Source organism: Burkholderia sp. BCC1988, assembly GCF_905339895.1.
Taxonomy (GTDB): Bacteria; Pseudomonadota; Gammaproteobacteria; order Burkholderiales; family Burkholderiaceae; genus Burkholderia.
This window is the reverse complement of sequence record NZ_CAJPHA010000022.1, coordinates 27,466-43,059: the sequence shown is the minus strand read 5'-3', so window position 1 is coordinate 43,059 and position 15,594 is coordinate 27,466. Positions and strand designations below refer to the sequence as shown.

Genomic DNA, 15,594 nt, shown 5'->3' with positions numbered 1-15,594 from the left:
ATACGGAGTGCACCGATGAGAATCCTGGTAGTCAACGTCAACACGACCGCGTCGATCACCGACGCCATCGCCGCGCAGGCGCGGGCCGCCGCGTCGCCGGGCACCGAGATCGTCGGGCTGACGCCGCGCTTCGGCGCGGAATCGGTCGAGGGCAACTTCGAGAGCTACCTCGCGGCGATCGCCGTGATGGACCGCGTGTTGAGCTACGACGAGCCGTACGACGCGGTGATCCAGGCCGGCTACGGCGAACACGGCCGCGAAGGGCTGCAGGAACTGCTGACGGTGCCGGTCGTCGACATCACCGAAGCGGCCGCGAGCATCGCGATGCTGCTCGGCCACCGCTACTCGGTCGTCACGACGCTCGACCGCACGGTGCCGCTGATCGAGGATCGCCTGAAGCTCGCCGGGCTCGACGCGCGCTGCGCGTCGGTGCGCGCGAGCGGTCTCGCGGTGCTCGAGCTCGAGGAGAATCCGGCCCGCGCGATCGAGTCGATCGTCGACCAGGCCGCGCGCGCGGTGAAGGACGATCGCGCGGAAGTGATCTGCCTCGGCTGCGGCGGGATGGCCGGCCTCGACCGGCAGATCGAGGAATGCACGGGCGTGCCCGTCGTCGACGGCGTGTCGGCCGCGGTCGCGCTCGCGGAATCGCTGGTGCGCCTGAAGCTGAAGACGTCGAAGGTCCGCACCTATGCGCCGCCGCGCCCGAAGCGAATCGTCGGCTGGCCGGGCACCTTCGTCAAATGACGGGCCGCGGGAACGCGTAGCGACATGCGGGACGCACCGGCGCCGAACGACCTGTCCCTCGATGCGTCCGACGCAAGGGCTGCGCTCGACGGTCTGGACGCGCGCCTGATGCGCATCCTGCTCGTGCTGCTCACCGAGCGCACCGTGTCGCGCGCGGCCGTGCGGCTGAACATGTCGCAGCCGGCGACGAGCGCCGCGCTCAAGCGGCTGCGCACGCTGCTCGGCGATCCGCTGCTGGTGCGCAGCCGCTACGGCATGGTGCCGACCGAGTTCGGCACGCGGCTGATCGAGCCGCTGCGCAACGCGCTGCGCGTGATCGACTTCATCCGCATCCAGCAGCCGACCTTCGACGCGCGAACGTCGGTGCGCACCTACCGGATCGGTTGCCCCGACTACCTGAACGTGCTGTTCGTGCCGAAGCTCGTCGCGTTGTTCCGCGAACGCGCGCCGAACGCGCAGCTCGTGTTCCATCCGCTCGGCGACGGCTACGACGACGAACGCGCGCTCGCCGACGGCGAGCTCGACGTCGTGATCGACAACCGCCCTGCCCGCCTGTCGCGGTTCCGGCAGGACGACCTGTTCGACGATCGCGTCGTGTGCCTGATGCGCGCCACGCATCCGCTCGCACGGCGCGGCGCGATGACGGCCGCCGAGTTCGCGCGAGCCGCGCAGCTGTGCCCGACACCGTCATGGCTCGAAGCGTCCGGCGCGATCGACCGGCAGCTCGAACGCGTCGGCCTGCAGCGGCGGATCGTCGTCACGCTGCCGCACTTCGAACTCGCCGCGCATGCGCTCGTGCGCTCCGACCTGATCCTCACCACCACGTACCGGCTCGCGCGCCACTACGCGAAGCTGCTGCCGCTCGGCGCAGTGGCGCTGCCGGCCGAGCCGCCCGCGATCGTGTACCGGATGACGTGGAACGAGTCGGGCGCCTGCGTCGACGGTGTGCGCTGGCTGCGCGGGCTGGTCGCGGAGGCGACGCGCGGCTGGCTCGACGCGGAGGCCGCACAGCCGGCCGTCGCGGCGGTTGCCGCGAATGCGGATGCGGATGCGGATGCGCGGGCGAACGTGCCGATCGCCGACGCCCCGCCGGAACCGACCCGACGCACGCGCCGCCGGCAGGCGACGCATTGCGGTGCATCGCAACGGACGCGTGTCGCGCGCGCGGCGCGCGTTCATCGCGTCACGACGAAGTCGCGCTGAATCGATCGCCGACGACAAGCTGAACGCGCAAGCCCGGCGGCTCCGTATCGTCGCGTGCAATGCGCGGGGTATGAACCCCCGCCGCACGCATCACGCGTCGCGCATCGGTTGCGCAAGCAACTTGTATGCAACGACGGCGACAGCGAGCGCGAGCACGCCGCTGACCGTCAGCGCCGCGGCGAATCCGCTCGCGAAGGCCGCGGGTGCCGCATCGGCAAGCGTGCGCGCGGCCGACGTCGGCACGTGCGCGAGCGCCTGCGCGAGATCGCCGGCCAGCAGGCTCGACATGAACGGCGCGTCGACGAATGCGCGCACGCCCGGTGCGACAGACAGCAGCCGGTCGAGGTGCGCGTGCGTGCTGGCGGCCAGCACCGCGCCGAGCACGCCGACGGCCGTCACGATCGCCGAGAAGCGCGTGGTCGTGCTGATGCCCGACGCCATCCCGGTACGGCTCGGCGGCACGCACGTCATGATCGCCTTCTGCGTGTCGCCGTTCATGATGCCGGCGCCGCAGCCCGTCACGAACATGCCGAGCGCGACGAGCCGGTAGTCGCCGCCGGCCGTCAGCGCCGCGGTCGCGAGATTGCCCGCGCCGATCAGTGCGAGCCCGCCCGCCAGCACGCCGCCGGACGATACGCGCGCGGCGAGCAGGCCGCCGAGCGAGGGCCCTGCGATCATCGCGAACGCGAACGGCAGCATCCCGAGCCCCGCGTCGATCGCGGACATCCCGAACGCGTTCTGCAGGTACAGCGGCAGGAACGTCATCATCACCTGCGCGCACGCCGCATAGCCGAACATCGCGAGCACGGCGCCGACGAAGCGCGGCTGGCGGAACAACGCCAGATCGATCATGGGCCGCGCCTGCCAGCGCTCCGCACCGATGAACGCGGCCAGCAGCGCGGCGGCCAGCGCGAACCGGCCGAGCGTCGCGGTCGACAGCCAGCCATGCGACGGCGCGCCGATCAGCGCCGCGATCGCGCAGGCGAGCGCCGCGCCGAACAGCAGGCTGCCGGCGGCATCCACCCGTTTCGCGTGCGGATCGCGCGACTCGTCGATCGCGACGCGCGCGCCGGCCGCGAGCAGTGCGCACACCGGCAGGTTCAGCAGGAACACCCAGCGCCAGCCGATCCACTGCGTGATCGCGCCGCCGACCAGCGGCGCGACGGCCGTCGCGATCCCCATGCACATCCCCCAGATCGCCCATGCACGCGCCCGTTCGCGTCCGTCCGGAAAGCGGTTCGCGATCACCGCGAGCGCGGCCGTCAGCAACAGCGCGGCCCCGCCGCCCTTTGCCGCGCGCGCGGCGATCAGCCAGCCGGCCGACGGCGCGATCCCGCACCCGAGCGACGCGAGCGAAAAGAGCGCGAGCCCCGCGCCGAGCATGCGTTTGCGCCCGAAGCGGTCCGCCAGCCCGCCGGCCGGCAGCAGGCATGCGGCGAACGCGGTCATGTAGGCGCTCACGACCCATTCGATGTCGGCGAAGCTCGCATGGAAGCCGCGCGCGATGCTCGGCAGCGACACGGCGACGACGTTCGTGTCGAGCACGATCAGCGAGCATGTCGCCGACGCGACCGCGAGCGTCGCGGCGGCCGGCAGGCGGGTGCCCGTGCGCGCGGCGGCAGGCGCGCCTGCGCGCGGGGCGGGAGAAGACTGGGACATCGACGGCTCCGGAACGAGAGGAACGAGCCGTATGCTAGGCTTGCCCGGTATTACCTGTCATTGACATACCGATGCAGTTTCATTAACGAAAATTGCAATCATGAATCCGCTCGAATTCCGTCACGTGCGCGCGTTCCTGAGCGTCGCGCAGCACCTGCATTTCGCGCGCGCGGCCGACGCGCTCGACATGGCGCCGCCCGCGCTCACGCGGCAGATCCAGGAAGCCGAGCGGCTGCTCGGCGTGCGGCTGTTCCAGCGGTCGCGCCGGGAGGTTTCGCTGACGGCGGCCGGCGTTGCGTTTCTCGCCGAGGCGAGCGCGGCGGTCGAGCATCTGCAGCGCGGCCGCGAACTCGCGACGCTCGCCGAACGCGGCGAACTCGGCCGGATCGAGATCGGCTACGTGTCGTCGGCCGTCTATTCGGGCACGCTGCAGCGCACGGTCGGCGCGTTCCGCGCCGCGCATCCGCGCATCGAGCTGAACCTGCGCGAGGTACCGATGGACGACGTCGCGAAACAACTCGACGCGGGCCGGCTCGACCTCGCGTACGTGCGGCCGCCGTTGCCGCTGCCGGGCGGGCTGCGGATCGTCACGCTGCAGCGCGACGTATTCGTCGCGGCGGTGCCGGCCGATTCGCGTTACGCGGCGATGACCACCGTGCGTGCCGCCGATCTCGCCGACGCGCGCTTCGCCGTGCCGGAACAGGAGCGCGGCACGCTCGAAGTCGCGCGCCGCGGCCGCTTCGCGCCGGTGATCGCCGCGCGGCCGGGCGGGTTGCTCGCGGTGCTCGCGTGCGTATCGGTGAACGGCTGGGTTGCCGTGATCCCGGACGCGCTCGCCGGCTGCGTGTCGTTGCCGGGCGTCGTGTACCGGCCGATCGCCGGCAAGCCGATCATGTCCGAACTCGCGCTCGCGTACCGGCGCTTCGAGAAGGCGCCCGCGGTACGCGCGTTCCTGCGCGCCGTCCCTGCCGCGGGCTAGCGCCTGTCTCGCCGATAACGGACGCACGAATAAGCATTTCGCGATTCGATGTTTGCCGGCGCGAAACCGATTCCGTAATCTGCCCGGCAGCCGCGCGGCCTCTCGCGCGGATCACCGAGGACCTGCCGCCGATGACTTCGCCCCCCGCCCTGGCCCGCCGCCGCGCACTGCTGCGCGTGGCCGCCCTGGCCGCCGCACCGCTTGCCGGCGCCGCCGCACGGCCCGTCCGCGCGGCCGGCCCCGACCTGTCCGACGTGACGCTGGTGCTCGGCGACCAGGCCGGCGGCCTGCGCGCGCTGGCCGAAGCCGCGCGCGTGCTCGACGGCGTGCCGTACCGGTTTCGCTGGGCGAATTTCCAGGGCGCCGCGCCGCTGTTCGAAGCACAGCGCGCGGGTGCGATCGACCTCGCACCGGCCGGCGACCTGCCGGTGTTGACGGCCGCGCTCGGCGATCCGGCGCTGCGGATCGTGGCCACGCGCGTCGGCTCGCCGACGTCGCTCGGCATCGTCGTGCAGCCCGATTCGCCGGTGCGCACCGTCGCCGACCTGAAGGGGCGCACGGTCGTCGTGTCGTCGGCGCGCGGCAGCATCTCGCAATACCAGCTCTACGGCGCGCTGCGCGAACACGGCCTCGCGCCCGGCGACGTCGACGTGCGCTTCGTGCTGCCGGTCGACGCGTTCGCCGCATTTGAGGCGAAGCAGATCGGTATCTGGGCGACCTTCGATCCGTATTACGGCAACGTGGTCCGGCGCGGTGCGCGCATCGTGCGCGACGGCAGCGGGATCAATTCCGGGCTCGCGTTCCTCACGTCGCCGGTCGACACGCTCGACGATCGCGCGAAGCGCGCGGCGCTGTCGGACGTGCTCGCGCGGCTCACCCGAGCCGGCCAGTGGGCGCTCGGGCATCCCGCCGATTACGCGACCGTCTATGCGTCGCTCACGCGCCTGCCGCGCGAGGCGGCCGCCGACATCGCGCGCCGGGCGGCGCTCGCGCAGCGCGGCGTCACCGACGCGGACATCGACGTGCTGCAGCGCGTCGCCGATCGCGCGGCATCGGACGCGATCCTGCCGAAGCGCGTCGACGTCGCGTCGATCGCGGTGCGCAACCTGCCGGCCGCGTAACCGGCTGCACGTCGTCGCCTGTGCGGGCGTTCAACGCGCCTTCGCCATGTCGAGATCCGGCACGTCGTCGCCGAACGTCGACGCAACCAGCGTGCGCATCGCGGCGAGCAGCAGCGTCGGGCCCGACTGGTTGAACGTGCAACGCTCGCCGGCCGCCAGCACTGCCCGATGCAGCACCGCGCGCCACGCACCGTGCCCGCCGTCGCGCTCGAACGCGCCGAACGGCAAACGCTCGACGAGCGGCCCGCCGTCTACCCACGACGACGACGGCGCGTACGGCACCGGCGTGCCGCCCGGTTCGCGCAGGACCGTGCATCCCGCGGCGTCGACGCGCGGCGCGCCGAGTGCTTCGGCCATCGCCACCCAGAAATCGAGCGGCGCACCGACCAGATCGTGAGCCTGCATCGCGCCCTCCCGCGGTCGTGAAAACGCCATCCTAGCGCTGCCGCGCGCGATGCGCCGGCCCCGCCGCGACCGGTGCGTTGCCCGGCAAGCGCGCCCGTCGTGCGAAACCGCCGATACGTGTTACGAATCGGCGATTCCTGCGTACAATGAACGCAACACGTATCGTCCGGGCGGCGGTGGACACGCACCCCGGAACCGCATTCACGCCGAACCGGGCCGGGCCCGTTCGGCGGACGACAACCGGAACCATACGGTGCAGCGCAGGCCGGATCTCTCGGGAGACCGCAGCATGTCCACGCACGCCAGGAAACCGCTGATATCGCTCGTCGTGCCGTTTCATGACGAAGAAGACACGATCGACGCGTTCTTTGCCGAAACGCTGCCCGTTCTCGAGTCGGTCGCCGGGGTCCGCTTCGAGATCGTCTGCATCAACGACGGCAGCCGCGATCGCACGCTCGACCGGCTGCTCGCGATCGCCGCCCGCGACGCGCGCGTACACGTCGTGGATCTCACACGCCGCTTCGGCAAGGAAGCCGCGCTCACCGCGGGCCTGGACGAGGCCGCCGGCGCCGCGGTGATCCTGATCGACGCCGACCTGCAGGACCCTCCCGCCCTGATTCCCGCGATGATCGAACACTGGCGCGCCGGTGCCGAAGTCGTCGCCGCGAAACGCACCGACCGGATGTGCGACCCGTACCTGCAGCGCGCGGCGGCGGCGCTCTACTATCGCGTGCACAACGCGCTGTCCGAAGTCGAAATGCCGGAAAACGTCGGCGATTTCCGCCTGATGGATCGCGAGGTCGTCGAAGCGCTGCGCGCGCTGCCGGAGCGGCGACGGTTCATGAAGGGGCTGTTCGCGTGGGTCGGCTTTCGCACCGCTATCGTCGAATACACGCGTGCGCCGCGCAGCGGCGGCCGCTCGAAGTTCTCCGGATGGCGACGCTGGAACTTCGCGCTCGAGGGCATCACGAGCTTCAGCACCGTGCCGCTGCGCGTGTGGACCTACGTCGGTCTCACGTTCGCGATGCTGTCGCTCGCGTATGGCGCCTTCATCGTGGTGCGCACGCTGCTGTACGGCAATCCGGTGCACGGCTACCCGTCGCTGATTTCCGTCGTGCTGTTCGTCGGCGGCATCCAGCTGATCGGTATCGGCGTGATCGGCGAATACCTCGGGCGGATCTATCACGAGTCCAAGCAGCGCCCCGTCTATCTCGTGAGGCGGCGCTACCGTGCCGAGCGCGATGCCGCCGCCCAGCCGGCATCGAAGCTGCTGCAGTTTCCGCTGAAGCGCACGCCCGCGGCCCGCCGCAGGGCAGCGATACCGGCAGTCGCCGGCGTCGCCGCCCGCAAAGCGTCGTTCAAGTAGAACCGGACCGCCGCAATTGGACATTCCCCGCGAATCGATGCGCTCGGCGGAGCGGCCCGTGTGCGCGTGGCTCACGCTGCGGCGCGTCGTCGTGTACAGCGTGCTGATGCTCGTGCTCGACGCACTGTTCATCGCGATCTGGACGACCGTCGTTCGTCACGGATCCGGAAGCATCGGGGCACGCCCCGGTGCCGACTTCTCGGTGTTCTGGTCGGCCTCGTACGTGATGCTGCACGGCTCGCCGGCGCAGGCGTACGACTTCTCAACCTTCTCGCGGCTGACGACCGGGCTGTTCACGCACCTTCGCCGCGACGTCTTCGCCCCGTGGCTGTACCCGCCCACCTATCTGCTGCTCGTGACACCGCTGGCGTTACTGCCCTTCGCGCTCGGTTACCCGGTGTTCGTCGCGATCGGCGTCGTCGTGCTCGGCCTCGTCGCGTGGCGCGTTTCGCGTCTCGGCACGATTCCGGGCGCATCGCGCATCGGCCCGCTCGCGCTGGCCGCCGCACCTTGCGTGTTCGTCACCGCGACGCTCGGGCAAAACGCGTTCCTGACCGCATCGTGCGCGGCGCTGGCCGTCCACTGGGCCGATCGGCGGCCGATCTGGGCGGGCCTCTGCATCGGCCTGCTGTCGGTCAAGCCGCAGATGGCGCTGCTGTTCCCGTTCGTGCTGGTCGCCGTGCGCGCATGGCGCACGATCGCATGGGCCGCGCTCGCCACCGGCACGTTCGTCGCGCTGAGCGTCCTGATTTGCGGCATCGAGTCGCTGCGCCTGTTCGTCGCCAGCACCGGACTCGCGCGATCGATCGTCCTCGAACACGGTGTCGTGTTCTGGCTCGCGTCGCCGACGCCGTTCGCGGCGTTCCGGCTTGCGGGCGTGCCGCTCGGCGCCGCCTATGCCGCGCAAGCGTGTATTGCGGCAATCGCGATCGCCGCCGCGTGCATCGCATGGACGCAATCGCGCGATACTCGCGTGCGCGCCGCCGTGCTGGCGGTCGCGACGCTCGTGGCGAACCCGTACGTGTGGCACTACGAACTTGCGTGGCTCGCCATCGCAATCGCCTGCATGCTGTCGATCGGCTGGCGCAACGGCTGGCTGCGTGGCGAACAGGCCGCGATCGCGCTGATGTGGGCGCTGCCGGTCGCCGAATACCTGAACCCGTGGCTGCTGCTGCCGCAGATCGGCCCGGCCGTGACGCTCTTCGCGCTGCTCGTGCTGCTGCGCCGCGCGCGGCACGACGCTCACAACGCGAGCCGCGGCGGCACGTACAGCCCGTAGTACGGCCCGACGCCCGTCGCGACGCCGGTCATCTTCACGCCGGCGACGAAGTGCCCCTGGATGTACTTGTACGTGCCGCCGAGCGACACGTCGATCCGGAACGCCGCGAACGCGACGATCGGCACGTAGGTGCTGCTCGCCGTCTGCGTGACGACCGGCAGCACGACCGTCGTGCCGACCGGCACCGACGTGTAGAGCGTCGCCTTCACGCCGGTCGCGAGATAGATGCTGTCGCCGATATTGAGCGTCGTCGGGTTGCCGGTCACCATCAGGCCGCCCATCGTCGTCGTGTCGCTCGCGGTTGACTGGAACGACGTCCACTGGCCGCCCATGCACAGCGTGCCGTAGGTCTGGCCGTTCGTGATCGAGAATTCGTACGGCAGGTTGGTCAGCGGATTGATCAGCGGCTGGTTGGTTAGCGTGTTCCAGTACTGGTTGTACACGCACTGGTCGATCGCGACCGGAAAGAGCCCGCCCGCCGCCACCCCGCCCGGCGCGGCGAGCACCGCGATCGCGGTCGCGCTGCCGGACGCGCCCGGAATGCCGAGCAGCCCGCCGAGCAGCAGCGGAATCGAGCCGCCGTTCACGCCCGGCGCGCGCGACACGGTCACCTGAACCGCCGGCACGTCGTATTGGCCGGGCGTGATGGTCGTCGGCTGCATCGATGCCGGGTTGCGCGTCACGTTCCAGTAGCCGGTCGTCACCGTGCCGGTCGCGAGCGGCGCGCCTGCCGCCGCATTCTGCGCGATCACGCCGTTCGCCGCCGGCGCGGCCTGCGACCAGTTCAGCGCGCCGCCCGTGGGCGACATCATCGCGTCGGCCGCCGCGAGCGCGGCCGCGTCGGCAGCGTTCTGCAACTGGTTGCGCACCGTGGCCACCCACGCGATGTCGATTGCCAGCGCGCCGAACGACAACAGCGGAATCAGGAACAGCAGAAAGAACAGCGCGACGGAGCCGCGCTCGCGCGTGGCGCCGATGCATGGCGTGCCGGCTGCGTCATTCATAGAGCATCACCGAGCTGGCCGAGATCGTCACCGGGCCGGTCAGCGCGCTGAATGCCGACCCCAGCACCAGCCCCGAATACGTGTAGGTCACCGTGACCGTCAGCGCGGTGCCGGCCGTCGTGCCGTTCGCCTGCGTCACGGTGATGGTCGGCGTCGTCGCGGTGCCGCCGGTGATGAGGCTGTTCTGCGTGTAGGTCGACGCGACGTTGGCGATCTGTGTCGGGGTCAGCATCGGCACGCGCAGCACGACGCCCGCGCGCGCGGCCTCGCGGCTCGCGTTCGTGATGACGGCCTTGTCGCACAGCAGCAGGCTCGTGTCGATGATGCCGATCAGCACCATCAGCAGGAACGGCAGCATCAGCACGAACTCGAGGGATACGACGCCGCGCGCGTGACGGACGCCCATCGCCTGGCGTGTCATCTTGCCGCCCCCGCGGCGGGCGGCAGCGCGTGCGGGTCGAGCGCGGCCCCCGTCGACGGTCGTGCGGCGGCGGGCGCCTGGCGCGCCGCAAGCTGCGCGCGCACTGCCTCGTAGACGCGCAGATTGTCGGCCACCGCCGATGCGGGCAGATCCGCCGACAACAGCTTCTTCGCCGAATCGGTGTTGCCGAGCACGCCATACGCGAACGCGAGGTTCTGGCGCGCCTGCCACGGCGCATCGGGCAACCCGGCCACGTCGAGCAGCACATTCACGCCTTCGCGCGGCCGGTTGCTCAGCACGAGCGACAGCCCGAGGTCGACGCGCAAGCCCTGCGCATCCGGATGCGCGCGCAGCGCATCGCGGTATACGGCCTGCGCGTCTTCATGGCGGCCCTGCAGGTCGAGCACCGTACCGAGCCCTTCCGCCGCGAGCGGCAGGTTCGGCTGCGCGGCCAGCAGCTCGCGGTAGCGCTGGGCGGCCTCGTCGAGCCGGCGCTGCCGCAACGCGACGCGCGCGAGCCCGACCTGCGGCCCGGGTTCCGCGGGTGCCTGCTGTCGTGCCTGCTCGTAGAGAATCCGCGCGCGCTCCAGATCGCCCGCGCGGTAGCTGACGTCGCCCAACCCGAGGCGCGCCGGGAGCGAATCGGGATGCCGGGCGAGCACCTTCTCGTACAGCGTCGACGCGAGATCGACGTTGCCGCCGGCGAGCGCGCTGTCGGCAATGCGCAGTTCGGCCTGCGGGTCGTCGCTCTTGTGCGACAACGCCGGCCGCGTCTGGATGCCGGGCGTGCAGCCGCCGGCCAGCACCGGCAACACCGCCGCGAATGCGAACGCACGGATCACGGATCGTGTCATTTGAACACCTCGAGCAGGCGAATCGCCGCCGGGCCCGCCGCGATCAGGCCGACCGTCGGCAGGATGAACAGCATCATCGGCAGCGTGATCTTCGGCGCGAGCTTCGCGGCCTGCTCCTCGAGCGCGACGATCTGCTCGGTGCGCTCGCTGCGCGACAGAGTCCGCAACGCCTGCGTGATCGGCGTGCCGAAGCGCTGCGATTGCGTGAGCGTCGTGGCAAGCGAGCGCGCCGACGCAAAGTCGACGCGCGTCGCGAAATGCGTGAGCGCTTCGGATACGTTGCCGCTCAGCGTCAGCTCGTCCGCGCATACCGTCAGCTCGTCGGCGAGCGGCGGGCAGATGCGCTCGAGTTCGCGCGCGACGCGCCGCACGCCCGATACGAGGCTGTTGCCGGCCATCGTGCAGATCACGAGCAGGTCGAGGGCGTCCGGAAAGCACGCGGCGATGATCCGCCGACGCCGCCGGATCATTGCGCCGAGCACGTATTCCGGCACGATCACGCCGATCACGAACGCGGCGACCATCGCCAGCGCCCGGATCACGACGTATTCGCCGAAGCGCGGAATGTACGGGCTGAACACGATCGCGACGCCCGCGAGCAGCACGCCGCAGCTCAGCTTGATGCCGATCATCGACGACACCGCACGCCGCTCGCGAAAGCCCGCGCGCGTCAGCTGCAGCCCGAGCTTCACACGCTGCATCGGGTCGAGCACGGGCAACCGCTCGCCGAGTTGCGCGAGCCGCCGCGTCAGGTCCTGACGTACCTCGCCCGGCTGCAGCCGCCCCGCCACCAGCGACAGCGGACGTTGCCCGGCCGCCTGCTGCACGCGCTCCGCGATTCGCCGGCGCGTGCCGCCGCCGGGCGTCGCGAGCGCCGCCGCGACGCACGCGAGCAGCAGCAACAGTTCGAGGCCGCGGGCGGCCAGCATCGACATCGTCATCGCGCGGTATCCAGTTTCGAGATCTTGTGAATCGTCAGCAGTCCGATCGTCAGCAGCACCGCGGCGATCGTCAGCATCACGCGTCCGGCATGCGTGTCGAACAGCAGCATCACGTACGCGCGGTTCACGAGGAACAGCGCGCCGATCATCACGAACGGCACCGCCGAAATGATCTTCGTCGTGATCCGCCCCTCGGCGGTCAACGCGCGCGTTTTCAGGCGGATGTCGCGGCGCGTGCGGATGATGCTCGACAACTCGTCGAGCGTCTCGCCGAGGCTGCCGCCGGTCTCGCGCTGCAGCAGCAGGTAGACGGTGAAGAACGAGAAATCCGCGATCATCAGCCGGTCTGCCGCGTGCGTCAGCACGTCCTTCAGATCCGCGCCGACGCGCAGGCTGTCGCCCATCGAGCGAAAGGTCGAGCGCACCGGCTCCGCCGCGCTGTCGCCCACCGTGCTGATCGCCTGCGTGACCGGAATGCCCGCGCGCACCGCCCGCACGATCAGGTCGATCGCGTCCGGGAACGCTTCGAGAAAACGCAGCCGGAACCGCTCGACCAGCGCGCGATAGCTGGCGCGCATCGCCACCAGCGGCAGCCCGACGTAGATCAGCGGATGGAGAGCGCGCGGCAACGCGACGAGTTGCACCACCACGATCGCGGCAATCGCGCCGGCGATCGTGCCGGCGACGACGATCCGCATCCCGCGTTCGCCGCCAACCGCCCGCACGCGCGTCACGTAGCGCTGCAGCCACGCGCGCGCGCGGCTTTGCCGCCGCGGCAGGTTGAACAGCGCGATGCCGGGTGCAGCGGCCGCACCGGCTTCCCGACCCGCCAGCGACGGCGCAAGGTGCCGCATCCGCTCGCGAATGCGCTGCTCCGGCGTGTGGCGCGCACGGTCCAGCCACGCGGACAGCGCGAGGCCCGCCGCGAGGATCACGACGAAGGCGCCGAGCGCGAGCAGGTCCGCGGTGCTCATTGCCGGAAGACCTCGGTGAGCGCGTCCTCGACGCCGTAGTACGCGGCGCGCGGCGCGAACGCCGGCCGCAGCGACGACGCCTCGAACACGCCTTTCACCACGTCCCGCGTCGTGTCGCCTTCCTGGCGGAACGCGAACAGGTCCTGCGTGATCACCACCTCGCCTTCCATTCCGACGATCTCGGTGATCCGGGTCACGCGGCGCACGCCGTCGCGCATCCGCTCGACCTGCACGAACAGGTGCACGGCGCTCGCGATCTGGCGCCGGATCGACAGCAGCTGCAGGTTCGCGTTCGCCATCATCACCATGCTTTCGAGCCGGCTGATCGCGTCGCGCGGCGAGTTCGCATGGATCGTCGTCATCGAGCCGTCGTGCCCGGTATTCATCGCCTGCAGCACGTCGAACGCTTCCGCGCCGCGGATTTCGCCGAGGATGATGCGGTCGGGCCGCATCCGCAGCGCGTTGCGCACGAGGTCGCGCTGCGAGATCCCGCCGAGCCCTTCCGTATTCTCCGGCCGCGTCTCGAGACTGACGACGTGCGGCTGCAGCAGTTGCAGCTCGGCCGCATCCTCGATCGTCACGATCCGTTCGTGCTCCTCGATGTGTTGCGACAGCGCGTTGAGCAGCGTCGTCTTGCCCGACCCGGTGCCGCCCGAGATCACGATGTTCAGCCGGCACGCGCACGCGATCTTCAGCACCTGCAGCATCCCGTGCGAAATGTTGCCCTGATGCGCCATCCGCGCGAGCGTGATGTCGCGCTTCGCGAACTTGCGGATCGAGATCGACGCGCCGCGCATCGCGATCGGCGGCAGGACCACGTTCACGCGGCTGCCGTCGGCAAGCCGCGCGTCGACCATCGGGCTGCTCTCGTCGACGCGGCGCCCGACCGCGGCCGCGATCCGCTGCGCGACGCTCGTCACGTGCGCGTTGTCGCGAAACTTCAGCGGCGTGAGTTCGAGCCGGCCCGCGCGCTCGACGTACACCTGGTCGGGGCCGTTTACGAGGATGTCGGAAACGGTGTCGTCGGCGAGCAGCGGCTCGATCGGCCCGACGCCGAACATGTCGTTCAGGATCGCGTCGACGATCAGCACCTGCTCGCCCGCGGTGATCTTCAGGCGCTCGCGCTCGACCGTGTGCGCGGCCACCTGCTCGATGCCCGCGCGCACTTCGTCGCGCGTCTTCATCAGCGCCGCCGACATGTTCATCGACGAGAACACCGCGGTGCGAATCGCGTCGAACTTGCCGGAACGAATCAGCGCCTCGTGGGTATCGGCCACCGCAAGCCCGCGCGCGGACGCGGGCGCCTGGCTCGCTGTCGGGACCGGTGCCGTCGCGTCGTCGCGCGGCGCGGCAGGAGAAGCCGCCGGCTCGGGCACAGGCGTCGGCCGTTTGCGGGTACCGAACGTCACGATCCTTTCCTCCATTTCACGAAGCGCGCGTACCACGGCTGCGCGACGGCCATCGATTCGCCGGTGATGCCGTTCGCGAGCAACCGGATCTCGTCCAGGAAGCCGCGGCGTTTCGTGCCTTCGATCGGCTCGCCGAGGTTCTCGGCGACCGCGAGCGTCTGCGGCTCGTGCGGTAGCTCGCGCAGCCGCACGCCGCCGAATGCGTCCTCGAAGTCGGCCTGCGCGACGCGCCCCTTGACCGGCTCGAGCGGGTTGTTCAGCATCATCGACAGCAGCCGCTCGCCGGGCAGTTCCCTCACGAAGCGCGCAAGCCGTGCGGCTTCGTACGCGGCATGCACCGAGCGATCGGCGACGATATAGACGAGATCTGACACCGTCAGCGCATCCTCGAACAGTTTGCCGGCGCGGTTGCCCACGTCGAACAGCACGTAATGGAAGCGGTCCTTCAGCATCTCGACGAGCGACGCGATCGCATCGTCGCGCAGCGGCGCGTCGTCGCCGTACGCCAGTTCGGCCGAGAGCACGTGCAGGCGGTCGCCCTTCGTGACGAACATGCGGTCGAACAACGCGTCGTCGGGACGCTGTTCCATGTTCAGCAGTTCGATCAGCCCGTTGTTGCTCGACAGCCCGAGCCGCGAGTTCGCGCCGCCGCCGTGCAGGTTCAGGTCGACGTATGCCACGCGGCGGCGCTTCTCGCCCGCCAGGCAGCGCGCGAGACTCACCGCGACCGTCGTCGTGCCGACGCCGCCGCGCGCGCCGACGAAGCTGACGATCTTGCCGGTGCGCACCTGCACGACCGATTCCGTCGCGGTCAACGCGCGCCGCATCAACTCGACGGTCAGCGGCTTCACGATGTAGTCCTGCACACCGATGCCGAGCAGGTTGCGGAACAGCCCGACGTCGTTCTGCGTGCCGATCGCGACCACCCTCACGGACGGATCGCACACGTCGGCGAGCCGCATCAGGTCGGACACCGGCAGCACCGAATCCGACACGTCGACGATCAGCTGGCGCGGCGAGCGCTCGTGCTGCTGCAGCAGCCGGATCGCGTCGTCGCAGTTGCCCGGCTGCACGTGGGCGCGCGCGATCGACAGGTCCTGGGCGACGCGGCGGATCACGTCTTCGCTGCCGGCATCGGACACGACCGCGATGAGATCCGCCGCACCGGCTGCGGCGGCGCGCTTGGCATTCTGGCGATCGAGGACGTTCATGGGCGGCATCGCGATGGGCATCGG

General features: G+C 70.5%; 15 protein-coding genes. 6 read left to right on the top strand and 9 right to left on the bottom strand.

Going from position 1 to position 15,594, the window contains the following annotated elements; all coding sequences use genetic code 11:
• The first annotated feature begins 15 nt into the window (after window positions 1–15).
• Both U4012_RS27555 and U4012_RS27550 read left to right on the top strand, forming a co-directional pair.
• The gene (locus U4012_RS27555; RefSeq protein WP_124521136.1) at window positions 16–744 is read left to right on the top strand and encodes an aspartate/glutamate racemase family protein; all 729 of its coding nucleotides are present in this window, start codon (window positions 16–18) and stop codon (window positions 742–744) included.
• Between the two features lie 24 nt (window positions 745–768).
• Window positions 769–1,947 (top strand): LysR family transcriptional regulator, encoded by a 1,179-nt coding sequence (locus U4012_RS27550; protein WP_321802316.1) that lies wholly within the window; start codon window positions 769–771, stop codon window positions 1,945–1,947.
• A gap of 90 nt (window positions 1,948–2,037) precedes the next feature.
• On the opposite strand, the gene U4012_RS27545 is transcribed toward U4012_RS27550, so the two are convergent.
• Entirely contained in the window at window positions 2,038–3,606 is a 1,569-nt protein-coding gene (locus tag U4012_RS27545; RefSeq protein WP_321802315.1) for an MFS transporter, read from the bottom strand.
• A gap of 100 nt (window positions 3,607–3,706) precedes the next feature.
• Here U4012_RS27545 and U4012_RS27540 point away from each other — a divergent pair, with 100 nt between their 5' ends.
• Together U4012_RS27540 and U4012_RS27535 are read left to right on the top strand one after the other, a co-directional pair.
• A complete protein-coding gene (locus U4012_RS27540) occupies window positions 3,707–4,585 on the top strand; it encodes a LysR family transcriptional regulator (protein ID WP_321802314.1) in 879 nt (292 codons plus the stop codon).
• A gap of 131 nt (window positions 4,586–4,716) precedes the next feature.
• Window positions 4,717–5,706, top strand: a complete 990-nt coding sequence (locus U4012_RS27535; RefSeq protein WP_321802313.1) for an ABC transporter substrate-binding protein — start codon at window positions 4,717–4,719, stop codon at window positions 5,704–5,706.
• Between the two features lie 30 nt (window positions 5,707–5,736).
• Here the strand turns inward: U4012_RS27535 and U4012_RS27530 are convergent, their stop codons facing one another.
• On the bottom strand, window positions 5,737–6,111 hold the full coding sequence (locus U4012_RS27530) for a phage protein NinX family protein (RefSeq protein WP_321802312.1): 375 nt from the start codon (window positions 6,109–6,111) through the stop codon (window positions 5,737–5,739).
• Between the two features lie 289 nt (window positions 6,112–6,400).
• On the opposite strand from U4012_RS27530, the gene U4012_RS27525 reads away from it, so the two are divergent.
• The gene (locus tag U4012_RS27525; protein ID WP_321802311.1) at window positions 6,401–7,477 is read left to right on the top strand and encodes a glycosyltransferase family 2 protein; all 1,077 of its coding nucleotides are present in this window, start codon (window positions 6,401–6,403) and stop codon (window positions 7,475–7,477) included.
• A 16-nt stretch (window positions 7,478–7,493) separates the two neighbouring features.
• On the top strand, window positions 7,494–8,756 hold the full coding sequence (locus U4012_RS27520) for a glycosyltransferase family 87 protein (protein ID WP_321802310.1): 1,263 nt from the start codon (window positions 7,494–7,496) through the stop codon (window positions 8,754–8,756).
• On the opposite strand, the gene U4012_RS27515 is transcribed toward U4012_RS27520, so the two are convergent.
• Genes U4012_RS27515 through U4012_RS27485 form a run of 7 tightly spaced genes read right to left on the bottom strand, consistent with a single transcriptional unit; the run spans window position 8,720 to window position 15,579 of the window.
• Window positions 8,720–9,760 carry a TadG family pilus assembly protein gene (locus U4012_RS27515; RefSeq protein ID WP_124668360.1) on the bottom strand — a complete coding sequence of 347 codons (1,041 nt, stop codon included), beginning with the start codon at window positions 9,758–9,760 and terminating at the stop codon, window positions 8,720–8,722. The genes U4012_RS27520 and U4012_RS27515 overlap by 37 nt on opposite strands.
• Window positions 9,753–10,181 carry a TadE/TadG family type IV pilus assembly protein gene (locus U4012_RS27510; protein ID WP_044843875.1) on the bottom strand — a complete coding sequence of 143 codons (429 nt, stop codon included), beginning with the start codon at window positions 10,179–10,181 and terminating at the stop codon, window positions 9,753–9,755. Before U4012_RS27510 ends, U4012_RS27515 begins: the two co-directional genes overlap by 8 nt.
• Window positions 10,178–11,035 (bottom strand): tetratricopeptide repeat protein, encoded by an 858-nt coding sequence (locus tag U4012_RS27505; RefSeq protein ID WP_321802309.1) that lies wholly within the window; start codon window positions 11,033–11,035, stop codon window positions 10,178–10,180. The genes U4012_RS27510 and U4012_RS27505 overlap by 4 nt, the downstream gene beginning before the upstream one ends.
• Window positions 11,032–11,976, bottom strand: coding sequence for a type II secretion system F family protein (locus tag U4012_RS27500; protein ID WP_124488402.1), 945 nt, complete (start codon window positions 11,974–11,976; stop codon window positions 11,032–11,034). The genes U4012_RS27505 and U4012_RS27500 overlap by 4 nt, the downstream gene beginning before the upstream one ends.
• Complete coding sequence (locus U4012_RS27495; protein WP_321802308.1) at window positions 11,973–12,950, bottom strand: type II secretion system F family protein; 978 nt, start codon at window positions 12,948–12,950, stop codon at window positions 11,973–11,975. Before U4012_RS27495 ends, U4012_RS27500 begins: the two co-directional genes overlap by 4 nt.
• Complete coding sequence (locus tag U4012_RS27490) at window positions 12,947–14,359, bottom strand: CpaF family protein (RefSeq protein WP_321802307.1); 1,413 nt, start codon at window positions 14,357–14,359, stop codon at window positions 12,947–12,949. The genes U4012_RS27495 and U4012_RS27490 overlap by 4 nt, the downstream gene beginning before the upstream one ends.
• Window positions 14,356–15,579, bottom strand: coding sequence for an AAA family ATPase (locus tag U4012_RS27485; RefSeq protein ID WP_321802306.1), 1,224 nt, complete (start codon window positions 15,577–15,579; stop codon window positions 14,356–14,358). Before U4012_RS27485 ends, U4012_RS27490 begins: the two co-directional genes overlap by 4 nt.
• Window positions 15,580–15,594 lie beyond the last annotated feature (15 nt).